Below are 17,477 nucleotides of genomic sequence, written 5' to 3' on the forward strand. Positions count from 1 at the left end.
CGAATGCATCTTTGTTAAATCCGTTAACATTCAGACACACCAAATGCGACGTCTGCATGAACGTTCCCTACTCTACAACGTCTCCGTACTAAGCGTAAATCCTTCGATCACGGCATCTTCGTCAACCTCGATCAAGATACATCGTTTTCCTTGATAATTCACCTGTTTCACGTACTTTAAATCTTGCGGACTGACTGAAATCGTAGCGATCTTCGTATCGATCTTAATCGATTTCGAATTGAACTTCGGAATGACGCTGCTTGCTTTGAGTTCATAGTTTTTGTTGTCGACGACCGTTTGGAACGCCCGTTCCACCTTTTCCATCGTCACGTTCTCCACGCCGCTTACCGTTAGCATGCGTTCCACATCTTTATAGTCCAACTTCGGAGGTTCCTCTTCTTCGTTAGTCTCAATGACCCGATGAATTTCCTCGTACACTTGAGCGATCGTTGAAGCGTCGAGCTGATCTCCCGCCACTTCTTTCACGATTTCCTCAAAAATGGCTCTCTCTTCTTGCGCTGTCACGGTCTTCTCGGCATTCAAAACTTGCTCGATGAACTGCAAATTCGGTTCATTGGCTTTACCCGTGCAATATAGAATACGATTCATGTCGGAATAGTTGTCTGTCACACTTGGGTAGAAAAAACCTTGCTCCGGCGAATTCAATTTAATGATCGGATCTACGAAGACATTATACTTGAATTCCCGCTCGACGTAATCAAACATGAGGGTTTTCCGCTGTTGCTCTGTGGAATTCACACTACACAGAATGAACGGATTCGCGAACATCTCGTCCTTTTCGCTCACTTCAGCTTCTTCATTCCTGATCTTGGTCGGCTTAAAATATTGTCCGTGGACGAAAGTAACGACCGTATCCCGTTCATATTTGGTATCCGCCAACATTTTCTCCACCATCAGGAGCATCAGATCTTGCCATTCTTCCGGATTACCGGTCACTAAACCTTGATGGAGAAGCACCTGTGAAGGCGTCTCCGCATCCTCCTGAAACTTTAACTCGAACATCTTCTGATCCAATTCGCCAGTCAGCAGTTTTTTGAAATTAGCCATATATAGTTCCTGCTTCTCCCTGTCCACTAAGGCGAACGATTGACGCTCGCAATGATAGATCTCATTGCTTTCCTTCATGATATACACATTAAGAATGTTAAAAATTTCAAGCATGTCATGATCCAACTTAAGCTGCTTGCGAATATGTGCGAGTTCTTTCTTTATCATGGTCCTTCAAACGCTCCTATGAAGTAAAATGGCCTTACTGTACTAACGATTAAATTAGAAATTTATAACGGATGATCTACTTTCCTTAGTGTCCATATCAATACAAAAGCCCTTCATGAGAAGGGCTTCCTCCGTTACTTCCCTTTATTTCCGTTCCAAACTAAGAGTGGAAAGCACTCCACATGTCTCGTAATTGAAAATATAGCTTGAATTGACACTACTTATGAAGGTACACGTGCTTTCCTATCACTTGGATGAACTACTTCCTGTATGTTAATGCATTATTATAGATTTCTCAACAATTTTGAGAATCTATCCTCACTAATTCTGAAAATTTTCTCAAAAATTATGACACCACAAAAAAATTCAATCATTTTCACAAATGCTTCCTCCCCATTAGCTGTGCGTTGTGAAAGGATTGCACACATTGCCCCGCGACAATTCAAAATTGTTCTGACGATGTTTGTTCAACTCCTACATATCTTAAACACATAAATATTGCTGCACCAGCTATAGTAATCATCCCCAAGGTAAAGTACATATTGTAAATTCCGAACTTATCATACAGCCAACCGCTTAATAATGTAAATATACAATTCCCTATCCCATAAGCGACGGTTGAATAAAGAGTTACTGCTGTATTCCTTATTTCTTTATTAGAGATATCAATTACATATTGAAGACTAGCCGTAATGCATAGAGCAAATGCAAATCCTTGAATCATTGTACTTAAGTAAACAATCACAAGAGAAGGCGAAAAATAATAAAGAATATAACGTAGAGATGAGGCTACCGCGGCGATAATAACCACATTTAATGATCCAAATCTACGGATAAACAAACTTGAGAATTTCATGAACGGTACTTCAAATGCTGCAACTAAAAACCACGCTAACCCAACACTCGCAACGGATCCTCCACTATCTTGGATGTAAAGACCAAAAAATGTATTGTTAGCTTCCATAGGACCGAATGTAAAAAATGTAGCTAAAAGAAACAATGAAAACTTAGGATATGAAAACAAATTTTTAAAACTTTTTTTACTAGCTTTGTTTTCAACTTCACTATCCACAGGCAACTTTGACGACAAAAAAGCAGCCAACAGAATCGTAAGAATGAAACTATAGAAGATAATGGAGAAACTTGTTGTCTCCACTAACCTCCCCATTATTACCGCAGCAAGCGCATATCCCAACGCTCCCCAAAGACGAAAACTTCCATAGTCTAGCTTACTCTTCTTAGAATAACTTACCGTAATACTATCACTTAGAGGGTTAACTGCACTAAAAGGAATAGTAAGCAAAACTGCTGCCAACACCACAGTCACAAAACTCGAAGAGAAGGTGTAAATCACGGCGGCGAATGAAGACACCAACAGGGTCACCGTAAGAATTGCTTTAGGTTTTCGTTTGTAATCAGCAATAATCCCCCAAATGGGTGACATGAAAATACTGACTATTGTCCCAACAGCCATTACCGTTCCAATTTCGGTGCCTGTTAAATGAATTTCATCACGTAAATATACACTCAATAAGGTAAATAACGATCCAGGAGCGAAGAATATGAAAAAATAATATCCTTTTATGAAATTAACTTGATGTCCTTGTTTTATCAATGAAAATCCCCCATCCATTATTGAAGGGTAATCAGGCAGATATCAATAGAGATGCAAATTCCCATAAAATTAAAAACGGATACCAAAAGGTATCCGCATGATGGGTTTGTGATATCTTCATCACCTGCGTACCCTGTAAGTAAGGTTAAAGATATGAACACCAAATAAAAATAGAAAAATCTCTATTATTGGTATTCTATCTCCTTGTTAATCCTCACGGTTACAGAGTCCACATGGGTAGGTTTCTAAGCTCCTTCTAAAACATCTCTTTGTCAATACTAGCAAATAATTACAGTTTCATCAAGGTTTTAATGCGAATTCTTGTTGATAAAAGGCTACACTCGGCAGCCCTTTCGATATTTGTCTATCGAATTTTTCAGTTCAATGGTGAGACCATTATTTGGGGAGTTCCGTAATGACTCCATCCAAGGGTCCTATCATTTGGACAAATTCTCCTGTATTAGCCTGGATATCTACTCCATAACCATCAACCATAACAGACCATTGCCTATTTCCTATCATTTTGTTCCAAACCGTATCATTCGTAAGCACACAATATTCAGCTGGTTTCTGCGTATCAATACCTGCGTTCATTTTTTCGTTGATCACTTGAATATATTCTTTTGCTTTAATAGTAGCATCGTTTTCTGTAAGAATTGGTTTTTGAAATTGGTAAATAACAAATAGACTTATAGACATCAGAAAAATTAAAGAAATCTTCTTCATTGTTCTCACCCATTACTTTAGCGATATCATCTGTCATTAGCAGCTTATATCGCTTCTCGACGATATATTTTACCTCACTTCCGCTACAGGGATCAATGTTTTACCGTATTCACTTAGTGAATATTCTACTTTTAGAGGGACCGTGGGGTATACCGTCCTTTTAATCACACCTTCTTGTTCCAAGTCTCGTAGATGTTGCGCAAGCATTTTTTGGGAAACATCAGGGATGAGTTTTTGTCTCGATTGGACATTCGCGTTGATGAATCATTGATAAATCAGTCGCTTACTTTTTAGTAAGTGCATTACTTTAAAGTGCGTTCTTAACAGAATTTTACAATCGGTATACAATGAAGTCAATCAAATTGAACAGAAAAAGGAGACAAATAAATGAGTGAATCTTATTGGGGACCAAAGTCCAATAACATTTTCGTTAGTGGGTGTTGTTACACTGTTGATGTTGTTTTTAGGAGTAAGAGGCTTTATCCAGCCAGAAGCTGCGATTGGAGATTTTGGTATCCTGCTGCATGACACCGCTGATAGATATCTTGTCCATATAAAAGCAGATCGTGATCTATTTATTGGTATTGACGAATGCAGCAAATAAAACACCTTCTTGGATTCATATGGTTACTGCGATATATGGACTTGTTGTAGGTTGGATGTTGTATCGAGAAGAAGCACGAGCCAAAACAGCAAATAATTAGAACAGTATCCCTCTAGCAATAGACCCCCGAAGAACCCGTTCGGGTATTCTTCATCCTGCGCAATGCCCAAGCGATGAGACTATAGTAAGGGATGTCGTTTGGGATTTTGGCATTGATGTCGCGGAGCAGCTTTTCCTTTATTCCGTGAAATCTGCGGATGCTGCTGCACGGAGACTTCGCTTCAACAAATAGCCGGTCTCGCCAAAAAGATCCATCGCGAAGACAAACGTTCCAATTCGCAATGAATTGAAAATCAATTTAGAATCTAGGAGGAACCTCATTCATGTATATTTATTTGGTATTCATCCACATCCTATCCGCTGTAACCGCTATCGTTGCAATCATGGGCTATCCACTCATCATGAGCGGTGTTCGGACGACAGGGCAGGCCAGATTCGGGCTGGCTATACAGAATAAGTTGGCAATCCTGCCCAAAATCGGAGGAACTCTGCTGATTCTTAGCGGTCTCGGTCTCGGATTCCTTCAAACTTTTCTATTTCGGGAGTTGTGGTATGTGGTCTCCATTGCGATCTTCTTCGTCATTCTGATCATTCTGGCCGTCATGCTTCCCTCCGGCATTAAGAAGCAACTTGCGCTACTGCAGCAAGTACAGGGCGATGCGTTACCTGATTCCTATCGGCGAAGCCGCAGACGATCTGCATGGTTGGAGGGCACTGCCAATCTAGCCGTTTTCATTTCGCTTATCCTGATGGTGTTCAAGCCGTTCTAAGAGATAAATAATATTTTCCATCTTTAACCTTAGTCCATTTCGTTAAGTGCTAGTTTTGGTTTTGGGTTCAGTTACTACCATGTTTGAGGCTGCTTGGGACACAGAACCTTATACCAAGCGATCCTAAGGAATTAAATAAGGTCTAGGGGCTGCCGACGATTCCGGCAGCCCCTATGTTACTATAGTTTCCGTCGCAACACCATTAAGAGATAGTCAGTACCGCCTTACCAGCAATTTGACGGTTCAAAAGGCTCTGAATAACCTTTGCAATATCGGTTCATGATACCTCTTGTGCGATTTCAGGGTTCAATCGTCCCTCGGCAACCATTTGAGCTAATCGTCCAAGATCTTTTAACACACTTGGTGCCTTACCTATTCCATCAAGAATGAGTACTCCGTCCGGTATAGATTCGAGTCTATCCTGGAGTGTCATTTCCGGTTCTGTGGCTGCTCCAACGTTAATGCAACAGCCACCTTTTTCAAGAAACGTCGAAACGATGTTTAGTGATTTTCCATTTGAGGAAAAAAAGAATGTGTAGCAGACAAAGCGTGTCTACTTCACCAAATAGCTGTCCACTTGTTAAGCAAATCTGCCCATAACTTCAATTACATCAAAGAGGAGCTACCACATGGCAGCTCCACACTATCGTTCCTCGTTAGTGCAACAATCAATGATGCTATTTGAGCAATGGCAAGCTACATAATCATATGAGCCTAAATATAAAAAACTACTAACTATATCGGTTATCGACTACTTAATTCGTTTGGAAATTGGATGATCTTCTTTCAGCTCTAGCAAATCCCATAGGTTCCCATATAGATCCTTAAATACTGCAACCATCCCGTACGATTGATCTTTTGGCTCTCTCACAAATTCTATTCCTCTTGAGATCATTTCATTATAATCTCTCCAAAAATCATCAGTGTTTAAAAATAGAAAAACTCTACCGCCTGACTGATTACCGATAAATGGCTCTTGTTCAGCTTTAGATGCTCTTGCAAGTAATATTGTGGTGCCGACTGAACCAGGGGGAGATACTACTACCCACCGTTTATCTTGTTCTGACTGATAAGTATCTTCAACTAATGTAAAATTTAGCTTCTTTGTATAAAACTCTATTGCCTCATCATAATCTTTTACAACTAGAGCGATATGGACTATTGATTGAACCATTTTCTCAACTCCTCCAGATTTGGGGCTTTCTTATTCATTCAAGCTATATTTTCACATATCATTCTTTGACCTTTATGCTCATCCTAATGCCTCCAATCGGAATGTTGTCTTTACTCAACAAAGACAATATCCTTATTTTACTATATTTCATGTAATTCTGTAATCATCTACAAACGTCTGCCGCCACGCTATCCTGCCCGTTCGTATAGCCATACATGCTGCCGATTTTTTGTTGGCAGCATGTTCTCATTATGCTATCGTTCCTCGTTAGTTAAATAAATTTGTTGTCTGTTTTTATTCAGTGTCTTCGTCGCTTTTGTACTCCAAAATATCACCTGGCTGACAATCCAAAGTCTTACATATCGCTTCTAATGTTGAAAAACGAACCGCCTTTGCTTTCCCATTTTTCAAAATAGAAAGATTCGCCATAGTAATTCCAACCCTCTCCGCTAGCTCCGTTACGCTCATTTTCCGTTTTGCTAACATCACATCAATATTGATGATAATCGCCATGTTATTCACCTCAGATCGTAAAATCATTTTCTGATTTTATATGTATAGCTTCCTGTAAAAGTCTTTGGAGAACAGCGGCAAAAACGGCGATCACCATAGAGGCGAAAATAATGACCAATCCCATTGGAATGAAACTTGGAGGGTCAACTCTCTTCCCCATGAGATAGTAAAGTGGCATACCTAGCAGGTACAAGGTACTAATTGTGATGGCACAGTATTTTATATTCTTTAAAGCCTTAACGGATAATTCTGAGAACGCTTGGTTTTTATCAATATAGCTTAAAAGTTTAAAAGTTTGATACAGAGCCAAGTAAAAAGGTATCGCTGCCGCGTACATATCGATTAAAACGAGAGATTTCATATAACCGATATCTGGATACAATTCTCCAGCAAAATTCCCGATCTTAGGCACTAAAAATATGCACAAAGCAAGAATTGGGATTCCAATAAGAATAACAGCTATCTTCAAAAAGAGTGTTGTTCCCCGTTTCATTAAGAGCACCTCGCTAATTTAATTATAAAATGACTTTAACACACGATTTATTGTTTTACAATAAATTAATATCGTTTTTCATTGTTAATGAAATATCCTTTTTATGTTAAGCAAAAAAATAAGAAGCATTTCTCATTACAAAGAAATGCTCCTACTATAAAATGTTAAATTTACAATTTCTTCAACAAAACTGCCCGATAGTTACTTCAGAGAAAATGTTATATGAGTGTTTTGGTCATTATAAAATCTATTTGTTCTTCATCACCCCTATAAAAAGAGTGTGCTCCTGTTGAACAAAGTCCATTTTTTTATTGTTTCTTCTGCCATTAAGCTTCGCCAACAACGGTGAATCGCTCGTTTTTATGCTGCGGGTTTTCAATCTCATCCAACAGAGCGATGGCATAGTCTGCATAGCTGATATAGCTCTGTCCTTGCGAGTTCGTCAACAGATGATCCTTGCCTTTTTGGTAAGCTCCGGTCCGTTTGCCTTGCGGATCGAAGAACGCAGATGGGGAAATGAATGTCCATTGGATACCCGTGCTTTGCTGCAGATCTTTCAAGTTCTCACCTTGATTTAAAGCAGTCGGCAAATATTCTTTGGGGAATTCAGGCGTATCCACGACGCGAATCGTTTTATCAGGATCTACATATAAGCTTCCAGCTCCGCCAACAACAAGCAGTCTAGTGTTAGGAGCTCCTTTCAACGCTTCAATAAGAACTTTCCCAGCTTCTACATGCTTATGTTCTTGTCCCGGCGCCGCTCCGAATGCATTCACAACGCCATCAAATGCGCTTAAATCCGCCGAAGTTAAGGCGAATACATCCTTTTCGATAACAGCAACTCTTTGATTATCGATCTTGGATGCGTCTCTTACGATCGCTGTAACCGAATGCCCTCTATCCAAAGACTCCTTCACAATGTTGTTTCCTGCTTTACCGCTTGCTCCAATAACAGCTATTTTCATTTGATATCCCTCCACTGAGTTTATATTATTTTCAATCTCGTCGTAATCAATATGATTACAACTTATCTCGATGTAATCATTATAGTTACAACTAGTATGAATTGTCAACCCTACTTTTTTTTAACCCCTGCATGCATTTTCAAGCTTACATTGGGGGAAAAGAAAGTAGATCAGCTACATGGAGGTGATCTACTTGTCAACCAGTATCTACTATTTGATTTTTTCCGTTATTTTAATCGCAGGAGTCTTATTCACAATTCTTATTGGAAAATCAAAGCCTAATCGAGACGGGAATCCGGAGTACGACAATAAAACTAGAGGCAATTGGTCCAGATTGACTTTGTTTTATGTGATCGCCATTGCACTAGGCATTCTCGCATTACTTGTTTACATCGTGAAAACGACTGCTCAGTAACTCAACATGGAGGAGTAAAATGGATCCAAAAAAAAGACACTACAGGAGAATGAATGATTCTCAGTAGTGTCTATCCTTTACAAATTAGTCATCCGTTGGCCTGGCATAGACGCCGCGGCCACCATTAACAAGCCTCTGGCTTCAGCTATCCTTGGTTTATTGTATGCGGTGCATGGTTACAACTTGTCAGGATTCGTTTCGTCATTCTTAAAGAAACGCAGATAGGCTCCATACCCTTCTGCCGCCAAATCATCGACTGGGATAAATCTTAGCGATGCGGAATTAATGCAATATCGAAGCCCGGAAGGCCCTGGTCCATCTGGAAATACATGTCCTAAATGAGAATCCGCTTCTTGGCTGCGCACTTCGGTACGAACCATGAAGTGGCTTGTATCCACCTTTTCCTTCACAGTGCCTTGAAATATCGGTTTCGTAAAGCTCGGCCAGCCGCAGCCTGAATCGAACTTGTCGTAAGAACTGAATAACGGCTCGCCCGACACGATATCCACATAAAGTCCTTCTTCATGTGAATCCCAGAATTCATTCGTAAAGGGACGCTCAGTCGCATTGTTTTGCGTAACTTCATACTGCAACGGAGTCAGCTTCTCTTTACGGGCTTCTCTATCTTTCGCTGTATTCCAGTGGCGTTCGATATAAGCATCGCGCCCAGAACCTTTGCGGTAAGCTTTATAGCGCAGCGGATTTTTGTGATGATAATCCTGATGATAGTCCTCAGCCGCGTAAAACGTCTCCGCAGGAACGATTTCCGTCACAATGGGACGGTCAAACCGTCCGCTTTGCGCCAAAGCTGCCTTAGATGCTTCGGCCTTCAATCTCTGCTCTTCGCTATGATAAAAGATCGCCGGGCGATACGATGAGCCACGGTCATGAAATTGCCCTCCGCTGTCGGTCGGATCGATTTGACGCCAAAAAATGTCTAATAACTTCTCATAGGGGAAGAGATCAGGGTCAAACTTGATTTGCACTGCCTCTGCATGGCCCGTCGTCTCCGAGCACACTTCCTTGTAGGTCGGATTCAAAGTATGGCCGCCGGTATATCCGGAAACCATGCCAAGGATTCCTGGCAGTTCCTCAAATGGAGTAACCATGCACCAAAAACAACCGCCAGCAAACGTTGCCAGCTCATAATCAACACGACCAGCTTGTTCAATCATCTCCTGCTCCACCTCTTTCTTCTTTCTTCCTTAACCTCTCTATGATACCAAAAGAATGGCATACAGCCAAAAAACACCGCTCAACAATGTGAACGGTGCTGCTGGTTCATCTTTTTTGACTTACAGCTTATTGAATACATCCGTTAGAACAGGAACGATTTGCGATTTACGCGAAACAACGCCCTTAAGTGTTGCTTTGTTATCAACCAGCTGCACGTTGTAGGCTTTCTCAACCGCATCTGATTTACGACCCAGCGCCAAGCCAACAGAGTCATTGTTCAAAATATCCGTTACAACGAACAGGAACAAGTCGAGGTTTTTCTCAGCGATATTAGCCGACAATGCAGCTTCGAGTTCCGGCTGCTTTACAAGTACTTCATTAACGTCAACCGCATTGACTTGTGCGATTTCCACTTTGTAACTGCCCATTTGGAATTCTTTGGCATCCAGCGTAATCAATTGCGCGATCGTTTTGTCGCTTAAATCCGCTCCTGCTTTCAGCATGTCCAAACCATAAGCTTCCGCGTTCACGCCGGCGATTTCTGCCAATTCGCGAGCTGCGGCAACATCTTGCTCTGTGCAAGTCGGGGACTTGAACAGCAAAGAATCCGAAATAATGGCGGAAAGCATCAAACCAGCAATAGCTTTATCAATGGCAATACCGTTTTCTTTGTACAATTTATTTAAAATAGTTGCTGTGCAACCTACAGGCTCTGCGCGGTAATAAAGCGGATGGCTGGTTTCGAAATTAGCAATACGGTGGTGATCGATAACTTCTACTACACGAACTTGATCAATGTCGCTAGCGCTTTGTTGGCGCTCAACGTGGTCTACCAAGATTACGTTTTTCACTTCATTAGCAACCGTTTCAACGAGGCGAGGCGCTTCAACTTTAAACGTATCCAGTGCAAATTGCGTTTCACCGTTAACAGCACCCAGACGGACTGGCTCTACGTTTTGACCTAGTTTGGTTTTCAATGCCGCGTAGGCAATCGCAGAACAAATTGAATCGGTGTCTGGATTTTTATGTCCGAAAATAAGTGTTTTTTCCATTTCAAAACTCCTTAATCGTTTTTATTGGCGAGAAGTATGAATCTCTAATAACGATTATACTAAATTATTCATGTAAATCCACTACTAAACCAAAAGCTTTAGTGTGATTAATTCGGTTTCTGCTTATTATACCCTCTCTCGCCATAAGGCTGGAGCTTTTCGAGCCATTTCGCTTCCAGCTTTTTGAGGGCATCCGCGGCGTCGAAATATCCGGTTTCCTTCACTTTAAGCACTTCCAACAGTTCGAAAACGAAAGCTTCTTTGCCGAAATCTTTCCAATCTTGCTGAAGCTCTTTGTTCAGATGGGTACCCATCTCGAGTGAAATTTGTTTCCCATTCATCGATTTTAGATTTTTAGTGCTGTCGACCCATACTTTATCGTTTTTCGTATTCCGAATTTGATAAATGCCTGCCTCTGTTTTTATTTCTTTATATAGTTGTTGTAATTCTTGTCTGCGATTCATTGCGCTCTTCTCCTTATTATTCATGTTATCATCCCATCAACCAATACTCGCTGCCGTCTTCTTTTCTGTCCAGGAAGCCGTACTCAATCAAATATCGTCGCAGCGTGACAAAATCGTGATACGCTTCTTTCAATATCTCATTAATTTCCTTCTCGCTATATAGGCGATCCGCTTCGAAACGCTTGGCAATCTCACGCAAGACCACGAGTTTATGCTTTTCCTGCAGTGAGAAAGTGGTCAGAGACCCCGTCACGCCCTCAGGGAAATATTTTTGGACGATTTTCTCATACTCTTCCTGGGTAACATTGTATCGTTCGTCGACCATTGTGGCTGTTTTGTGAATGTCCACGAAAGTTGGCGCATGCTGGTCCTTCTCCTTCAACAATTCCATCATAGCCAGGAATACTTTGGACTGGCGCTCTTTTTCTTTCAAGCCAAAACGATGGTTGCGAATCGTTGATGCGCTCCCGATAGCTAATTCTTTTTGAACCTCAGCATCGTTCTTTCCTTCATAAAAAAGTTTCAACAAGCTGTTCTGGTGCTCTGTAAGACCTGTCAGCTTTTTGTTCAGCCCGATTAAGTAGTGAAAAACAGACCCATGCTTCGCCTGAATATGATGCTTCATGTATCGTTCAGCCTCATAATAGATGCTATCTTCTGGATAAATAAGGCCAATCTCTGTTCGCTTGCCGCAAAGCAGGCACGTATAATAATTCCCCTCTTGCACATATCCTTGTTTCAACTCATCCAAACTCGCATTCCAAAACCCATCAGTTACTTCCATTTTCAAACACATCCTAATGTTGTTTATTATATAATAGATATATTATTACATCGTTTGTTTAATTGTCAATTCCAACTTCACAGCAAACAACCCCAGTTTCATTGGGGGCAAGAATGAGTGCTATCTTTGCTTGCGGGAGCTGCGCTTGCACGTGATAGGAAATTCAGATTTTTGCCATTCCAGGAACTCTACTTGCTGCTCACGAGGCATCTCAGAGGCCAGATTTTTTCGAGCCACGCTGATTGGGTGAATAGTTTCCCGACTTCAGCGTAGAGTTCGTTGATCTGATTTTCATTTTTCATTTTAGTGATGCCTTCGCGATCATCGACATTCAACTGGGGAAGATTATGAATTACTTTCAGAATTTCCAGTACAACACATGCTTTTTCATCAGGTATGAATTTCCTTCACTTGGTTGACATACAACTAAGAAACTCCTTTTTTTGCTGCCTAGTTTCCATCTAGTATTATAAAGAGCCCATTAATATCCCTCGAACACAGTCAAATAACTGAGATATTTTTTTGAATTTCTCAATTCCACAATATACAAAAAAAATCAGATCACGCTATGATAGTTACAATTAGTATCAAGGAGGCGGTTTTGTGGAGAAAGGCAATGACAAAAGTGTATCGAGAAGGAAATTAGCTGGTAATAAAGTACTTCAGCCTGCTGCTGCTCAATCATCTAGTCAAACAACCATTAATGTTAAAGACCACGGTGCAATTGGAGACGGCGTGCATGACGATACTACAAACATACAAAATGCATTTAATACAATTATATCGGGTGGGACAATCTTTGCACCTGCAGGAACTTATTTGATTAATGGTACCATCCGTGTAAATGGTAAGAATATCATTTTTTCCTGTGATGGTAAGGTAGAATTCATAGGAACTGGCAGCTTCAATTTTGACAGTCAGCTTTCAAGTTCGGTCAATGCGAATAACCTAGATGATGGTAGTAATATTGTAACATCAACTATTTCCGTTGTAGAAGGGGATTATGTCCAGATAGCAGGTGATATTTCCCACTCCGATTATTCTCCCTCAAGATATACATACTTAAAATTCGTTGCGAAAGTTGAGGAAGTTGCTTCTGGCGTTATTAAATTAGACAGACAGATTAAGTACAACTTAACTGCTGTTACTATTTCGAAAATAAATCTACCCTATCATCTATCTATCCAAGATAACATATTTTTTAATGGGGTCGGGCTTACTGTAGCTCATGCCGTTGGTGGCAAGTATAGAATAAATGTAACCGGATCAATAGCAGGAACTTCTGCGAGCGGTGTATATTTTAATCAATGCTGTGATTTCGTTGTCAATTTTAAGAGCATAAAATTTGCTGCAGTTTTTGGAATGGTAATGAATGATTGTAATAATTTCGAAGCAGCAATTATAGCAACGAGAACAGGTTTGTCCGATGGGACAGGATCAAAAGCGTTTCGTGCTAATGGTATACAACACGCAAGGATTAAAGCTATATATACGGATTCACCAGACCGAGATAGTACGATTTTTGCGGCAAGGAACCTCACTTATGACGTAAAATCGATAGCTGGTGGTCGATATTACAGAGAAAACAATATTAGTACAGGTAATCGGCTCGAATCAGTTCAATTCTCGGAGAGTGACGATATTCATGTCATCGCAGAGATGCTTAATTGTGATGATCAAGCTGTAGAGTTTTTAAATGTAACCAATTCTACAATTACTGCAAAACGACTTCATACCCTATCTGGGGCATCGGAGGCACCGATTGTCCTTAAAGAAACTTGTAGTCACATTACTATCCCTAATCCAGTCATCAGGTCAAATAGTCCGTATGGTATTAAACTAGAGTGCCCATCAGGGCTTAACACGATCAAAATTATCAATGCTGACATTGAAAACTCCCTTGCAAGAGGCTCTGGAATTTATATTCGCGATAGTTTAATTGAATATGATTTAAATACCAAAATTATCGGTGGCCATATTAAAGCTGAAAACCCTATTGTTATTAGCGCAATGCATAATGGAGTTCTAATCAAGGATACAATCGTAGAAACTACATTTGGACATGCTATTCAAGGATTGGCCGACTACATGACTGTGGATGGTGTAGTCGCACTAGGTTGTGATGGCACAACTGTACGCGCTGTAGTATCATCTGGTGAACACGATCAGGTCACGAATGTTGTATCAGATGGTGTGATTTACATTAGAGAACAAGCTAAATATAAATTCTCTTTGTATCGTTATACAAACAACAGAGTTCCGCAAATTTTTATAGAAAATGAGTATATTTTTTATATCAAAAATGGTTTGTACTACGTTTCTGGTGAGCCAACATTATATACATTTGAAAATGATACGATATTGTATCCAGCGAATATGCAAACAGGGGGGATTTTCTGTTACATTTGTACTACAGGAGGTAGTAAATATGCGAATTGGGTAACTAATACAAGCTACCTTCTAGGGCAACGTGTAAACAATGCAGGGAATGTGTATGAATGCATAACAGCAGGTACATCTGGTGAAAGCGCTCCAACCGGAGATGGAAGCAGTTACATTGATGGCATTGATGGAGTAACTTGGAAATTCGTTTCATCATATATCCAATATACCTTTTCAACCCGCAATTAAAATCATATAAAATAAACAATTTTTAAAAAAAGCGGCGCTCCATTTACTGAGCATCGCTTTTTTTATAGATTGTTTATATTTTTTTCTCAAAACATAAGCTGCTCTTCGTATCGATGTATTCTCCGAACGGTTCGATCGGATAATAGCCATATTTGGCATACAGCCCGATCGCTTCATGCTGCGGAGCGCCTGTTTCTAGCCGAACAATGTCATATCCCGTTTCTTTGGCATGCTGTTCAAGGAAAGCTAGTATTTGTGAGGCAATTCCGCGATTCCGATACGCAGGATCGACAAAAAATCGTTTCAGCTCGGTGATCTCCTGATCATAGGGCCTCAAAGCGCCGCAGCCTACAGGGACTTCGCCTTCGTACGCAACTGCGAAAGTGATTTCTTCTACGGAGGGGTCGTTGAAGTCTACGAAATGAATTTCTTCTATCGGGTATATTTCTTTCAGATAGTGATCCAGCTTAGCAATTAATCCATGCAAGGAAGAATTGGTGTGGCTTACGAGTTTAATCTCAATACTCATTGTCGATTGACGCCTCCGTAACTTAAATTGTTATCGTACGTATGGGACTTGGAAGTGCTTTCGGTTCCTTGGGATAGCCCAAGGATGCATTAATGAATCTGCACTTGTGCTCGACGTAATCCATCCGCTCATGCAGATGTCCGAAGCACCATATTTTATTAGCCAACTGGCTAGTGTAAGATGAGCCGTCAAAGTAATAAAAGCTCGTTGCCAAGTCCAGCTCCCTCCCCTCAGGCACCCTGCTCCAATCCGGTGAGACATGGGTCAGGATGACTTGAGAAGCGGAGATAATCTTGTCCAGCTTCGCTTTTTCTTTTCGAAACATATCCAGCGTCAATCGAGGTTTGCCGCGAATTCGAGAATAGTCATTGGATACTTTCATCCAATGTTTGAATAGATGATCCTGACTGGACCTCAGTACTTGAATGCCATATTGCAAATCATACCACATGCCGCATCCGCCATAGATGACGCCATCCAGCACGATGATATCCCCATCCAAGTAAGTAACCCCGGGGAGTTGGCGAGCAAGCTGCTTCATTTCTTTCATGCGATCCATGGAGTCACGTATACTGCCGTCCATCAAAGCTGCCTTGTCCAAATAATAATCATGATTACCCATCACGATTAGAATATTGGCGTAATGTTCCTTCAGCTGCTTAAGGAAGATGTAATTCATCTTATTGCTGTGTCCCAGATCCCCTGCAATGAGCAGCGTGTTCGATCCCGTCTCAGGCAAAATCTTTCCGATGAATTTCTTAATTTTCCTTTGCAGACTCCATAAGCTGCCTGTCTGTTTAACCCAAAAATCAAGATGAATATCGGAAATAAGGTCGAATTGTGCCATGTAATCCCTCTTTGTTAGCTACTATACTGTGAGTTTACACCAATATGATGCGTTGTTCCAATAACAAATTTCTTGCCCTTGACTTGAAAGCCTCGTAGCCCTGTACTATACTTTGGGCAAATACAATGAACGAGGAGATCATACAAATGGATCGCCCAACCCACACAACCTATGAAATCGCGCAAGTTTGTTTGTTAGCCGGCAAAATCATGCTGGAAAACGGAGGCGAAACCTACCGCGTTGAAGATACGATGACCCGCGTGGCCTCGGCATTCGGCATTCCAAATGCGCATAGCTACGTTACGCCAACCGGGATTATCTTTTCCATCGATGGGCCTGAGCAAGCCACCCGCTTGATTCGGATATCCGAGCGCTCAACAGACTTGCACAAAGTGACAGGCGTGAACGCCGTTTCCCGACAAATTAGCCAAGGTGAACTCACTGTGCCTGAAGCCTTTCGCCTATTGGAGCAAATCGATTCAGCCAGCCCCGGTTATCCGGGATGGATCAAAATCATTGCTGCATCGGCTGCAAGCGGTTGCTTCCTCATCATGTTTGACGGAACCTGGCATGACTTCATACCTGCTCTGCTAACCGGTGGCGCCGGCCTGGCATTTCTTAACTATTTCCATCGGCTTGTTCCGATCAAATTTTTCTCAGAATTTCTTGCTTCTCTCCTCATTGGAAGTATAGCTGTTCTGTTTCTGAAAATGGGGATTGGTCATGATCTGGATAAAATCATCATTGGCTCCGTTATGCCTTTAGTTCCAGGGCTTCTCATAACCAACGCGGTTCGGGACCTCATGGCCGGGCATTTCGTATCCGGACTTTCAAAGGGAGCAGAGGCGTTTCTAACCGCTTTTGCGATAGGCGCAGGGATAGCTTTCGTCCTTTCCTTATTTGAGGGGAGGGGAATACTGTGATGATAGAACAGCTTCTGACAAGCTTTATCGCTTCGGGTGCGTTTGCCATCCTCTTCAATGTCCCCAAACGCACATTATTTCAATGTGGATTTGTAGGCATGCTGGGTTGGTTTCTCTATCTCTCTTTTTTGCAATTTTCCGTAAATGCCATCATGGCAACCTTAATTGCTTCTTTTGTTGTGACCGTAACCAGCCAAATTTTTGCTAAGGTATACAAAACACCGATTATCGTATTCAGCGTTTCAGGCATCATCCCGTTAGTCCCTGGCGGTTTAGCTTATGACGCAATGCGAAACATCGTTGAAAATCATTATGACGTAGCTGTGCAACTCGCCGTGAAAGCGTTTATGCTATCGGGTGCTATCGCAATTGGCCTTGTTTTCTCTGAAGTGATTAATCATGTAATCCGAAGGCTGAGATTGTAGCTATAGATAAGACAATCTTAATAGCTAATACCTATATAAATAATCAGTTTTAGGTGTCGTGCATACGAGAAAAGT

Annotated in this window: 20 protein-coding genes and 1 pseudogene; 6 read left to right on the plus strand and 15 right to left on the minus strand. The window is 41.1% G+C overall.

Going from position 1 to position 17,477, the window contains the following annotated elements; all coding sequences use genetic code 11:
* Nucleotides 1-72 precede the first annotated feature (72 nt).
* The 4 genes from ABRS97_RS05735 to ABRS97_RS05750 form a co-directional block, all read right to left on the minus strand.
* Nucleotides 73-1,236, minus strand: a complete 1,164-nt coding sequence (locus tag ABRS97_RS05735; protein WP_367811956.1) for a DUF4317 domain-containing protein — start codon at nucleotides 1,234-1,236, stop codon at nucleotides 73-75.
* Nucleotides 1,237-1,678: 442 nt separating this feature from the next.
* Complete coding sequence (locus tag ABRS97_RS05740) at nucleotides 1,679-2,851, minus strand: MFS transporter (protein WP_367811957.1); 1,173 nt, start codon at nucleotides 2,849-2,851, stop codon at nucleotides 1,679-1,681.
* A 396-nt stretch (nucleotides 2,852-3,247) separates the two neighbouring features.
* Nucleotides 3,248-3,577, minus strand: a complete 330-nt coding sequence (locus ABRS97_RS05745; protein ID WP_367811958.1) for a hypothetical protein — start codon at nucleotides 3,575-3,577, stop codon at nucleotides 3,248-3,250.
* Nucleotides 3,578-3,646: 69 nt separating this feature from the next.
* The gene (locus tag ABRS97_RS05750; protein WP_367811959.1) at nucleotides 3,647-3,784 is read right to left on the minus strand and encodes a winged helix-turn-helix transcriptional regulator; all 138 of its coding nucleotides are present in this window, start codon (nucleotides 3,782-3,784) and stop codon (nucleotides 3,647-3,649) included.
* 184 nt (nucleotides 3,785-3,968) lie between these two features.
* Here ABRS97_RS05750 and ABRS97_RS05755 point away from each other — a divergent pair, with 184 nt between their 5' ends.
* Both ABRS97_RS05755 and ABRS97_RS05760 read left to right on the plus strand, forming a co-directional pair.
* Nucleotides 3,969-4,181: a DUF4267 domain-containing protein gene (locus ABRS97_RS05755; RefSeq protein WP_367811960.1), complete on the plus strand. Its 213-nt coding sequence runs from the start codon at nucleotides 3,969-3,971 to the stop codon at nucleotides 4,179-4,181.
* Between the two features lie 383 nt (nucleotides 4,182-4,564).
* Nucleotides 4,565-5,011, plus strand: a complete 447-nt coding sequence (locus tag ABRS97_RS05760) for a DUF2269 family protein (RefSeq protein WP_367811961.1) — start codon at nucleotides 4,565-4,567, stop codon at nucleotides 5,009-5,011.
* A gap of 751 nt (nucleotides 5,012-5,762) precedes the next feature.
* Here the strand turns inward: ABRS97_RS05760 and ABRS97_RS05765 are convergent.
* The 5 genes and pseudogenes from ABRS97_RS05765 to ABRS97_RS05785 all read right to left on the minus strand — a co-directional run bounded on the left by ABRS97_RS05765 (nucleotide 5,763) and on the right by ABRS97_RS05785 (nucleotide 8,156).
* Nucleotides 5,763-6,185 (minus strand): VOC family protein, encoded by a 423-nt coding sequence (locus ABRS97_RS05765; RefSeq protein ID WP_367811962.1) that lies wholly within the window; start codon nucleotides 6,183-6,185, stop codon nucleotides 5,763-5,765.
* A gap of 294 nt (nucleotides 6,186-6,479) precedes the next feature.
* Nucleotides 6,480-6,698, minus strand: coding sequence for a helix-turn-helix domain-containing protein (locus ABRS97_RS05770; RefSeq protein ID WP_367811963.1), 219 nt, complete (start codon nucleotides 6,696-6,698; stop codon nucleotides 6,480-6,482).
* Nucleotides 6,699-6,708: 10 nt separating this feature from the next.
* Entirely contained in the window at nucleotides 6,709-7,191 is a 483-nt protein-coding gene (locus ABRS97_RS05775) for a DUF2975 domain-containing protein (RefSeq protein ID WP_367811964.1), read from the minus strand.
* Between the two features lie 218 nt (nucleotides 7,192-7,409).
* Nucleotides 7,410-7,499: pseudogene (locus ABRS97_RS05780) on the minus strand (GNAT family N-acetyltransferase); the annotation flags it as partial.
* A gap of 18 nt (nucleotides 7,500-7,517) precedes the next feature.
* Complete coding sequence (locus ABRS97_RS05785) at nucleotides 7,518-8,156, minus strand: NAD(P)-dependent oxidoreductase (RefSeq protein WP_367811965.1); 639 nt, start codon at nucleotides 8,154-8,156, stop codon at nucleotides 7,518-7,520.
* Nucleotides 8,157-8,349: 193 nt separating this feature from the next.
* Here ABRS97_RS05785 and ABRS97_RS05790 point away from each other — a divergent pair, with 193 nt between their 5' ends.
* Nucleotides 8,350-8,571 carry a hypothetical protein gene (locus ABRS97_RS05790; protein WP_367811966.1) on the plus strand — a complete coding sequence of 74 codons (222 nt, stop codon included), beginning with the start codon at nucleotides 8,350-8,352 and terminating at the stop codon, nucleotides 8,569-8,571.
* A 176-nt stretch (nucleotides 8,572-8,747) separates the two neighbouring features.
* Here the strand turns inward: ABRS97_RS05790 and msrA are convergent, their stop codons facing one another.
* From msrA to ABRS97_RS05810, 4 genes are all read right to left on the minus strand, one after another.
* On the minus strand, nucleotides 8,748-9,746 hold the full coding sequence (msrA, locus tag ABRS97_RS05795; RefSeq protein ID WP_367811967.1) for a peptide-methionine (S)-S-oxide reductase MsrA: 999 nt from the start codon (nucleotides 9,744-9,746) through the stop codon (nucleotides 8,748-8,750).
* A 120-nt stretch (nucleotides 9,747-9,866) separates the two neighbouring features.
* A complete protein-coding gene (locus tag ABRS97_RS05800) occupies nucleotides 9,867-10,799 on the minus strand; it encodes a manganese-dependent inorganic pyrophosphatase (protein ID WP_367811968.1) in 933 nt (310 codons plus the stop codon).
* 107 nt (nucleotides 10,800-10,906) lie between these two features.
* Nucleotides 10,907-11,263, minus strand: a complete 357-nt coding sequence (locus ABRS97_RS05805) for a GIY-YIG nuclease family protein (RefSeq protein ID WP_367811969.1) — start codon at nucleotides 11,261-11,263, stop codon at nucleotides 10,907-10,909.
* A 28-nt stretch (nucleotides 11,264-11,291) separates the two neighbouring features.
* Nucleotides 11,292-12,047: a DUF2087 domain-containing protein gene (locus tag ABRS97_RS05810; protein ID WP_367811970.1), complete on the minus strand. Its 756-nt coding sequence runs from the start codon at nucleotides 12,045-12,047 to the stop codon at nucleotides 11,292-11,294.
* Between the two features lie 603 nt (nucleotides 12,048-12,650).
* Here ABRS97_RS05810 and ABRS97_RS05815 point away from each other — a divergent pair.
* The gene (locus tag ABRS97_RS05815; protein ID WP_367811971.1) at nucleotides 12,651-14,678 is read left to right on the plus strand and encodes a glycosyl hydrolase family 28-related protein; all 2,028 of its coding nucleotides are present in this window, start codon (nucleotides 12,651-12,653) and stop codon (nucleotides 14,676-14,678) included.
* Nucleotides 14,679-14,751: 73 nt separating this feature from the next.
* Here ABRS97_RS05815 and ABRS97_RS05820 read toward each other — a convergent pair whose 3' ends face one another.
* Together ABRS97_RS05820 and ABRS97_RS05825 are read right to left on the minus strand one after the other, a co-directional pair.
* Nucleotides 14,752-15,207, minus strand: a complete 456-nt coding sequence (locus tag ABRS97_RS05820; protein ID WP_367811972.1) for a GNAT family N-acetyltransferase — start codon at nucleotides 15,205-15,207, stop codon at nucleotides 14,752-14,754.
* A gap of 22 nt (nucleotides 15,208-15,229) precedes the next feature.
* The gene (locus ABRS97_RS05825) at nucleotides 15,230-16,054 is read right to left on the minus strand and encodes a metallophosphoesterase family protein (RefSeq protein WP_367811973.1); all 825 of its coding nucleotides are present in this window, start codon (nucleotides 16,052-16,054) and stop codon (nucleotides 15,230-15,232) included.
* A gap of 146 nt (nucleotides 16,055-16,200) precedes the next feature.
* On the opposite strand from ABRS97_RS05825, the gene ABRS97_RS05830 reads away from it, so the two are divergent.
* Together ABRS97_RS05830 and ABRS97_RS05835 are read left to right on the plus strand one after the other, a co-directional pair.
* Nucleotides 16,201-16,977, plus strand: a complete 777-nt coding sequence (locus tag ABRS97_RS05830) for a threonine/serine exporter family protein (RefSeq protein WP_367811974.1) — start codon at nucleotides 16,201-16,203, stop codon at nucleotides 16,975-16,977.
* Nucleotides 16,977-17,402, plus strand: a complete 426-nt coding sequence (locus ABRS97_RS05835; protein ID WP_367811975.1) for a threonine/serine exporter family protein — start codon at nucleotides 16,977-16,979, stop codon at nucleotides 17,400-17,402. Before ABRS97_RS05830 ends, ABRS97_RS05835 begins: the two co-directional genes overlap by 1 nt.
* The last annotated feature ends 75 nt before the right edge of the window (nucleotides 17,403-17,477 follow it).

Source organism: Paenibacillus tabacirhizosphaerae (assembly GCF_040812395.1).
Lineage (GTDB): Bacteria > Bacillota > Bacilli > Paenibacillales > NBRC-103111 > Paenibacillus_E.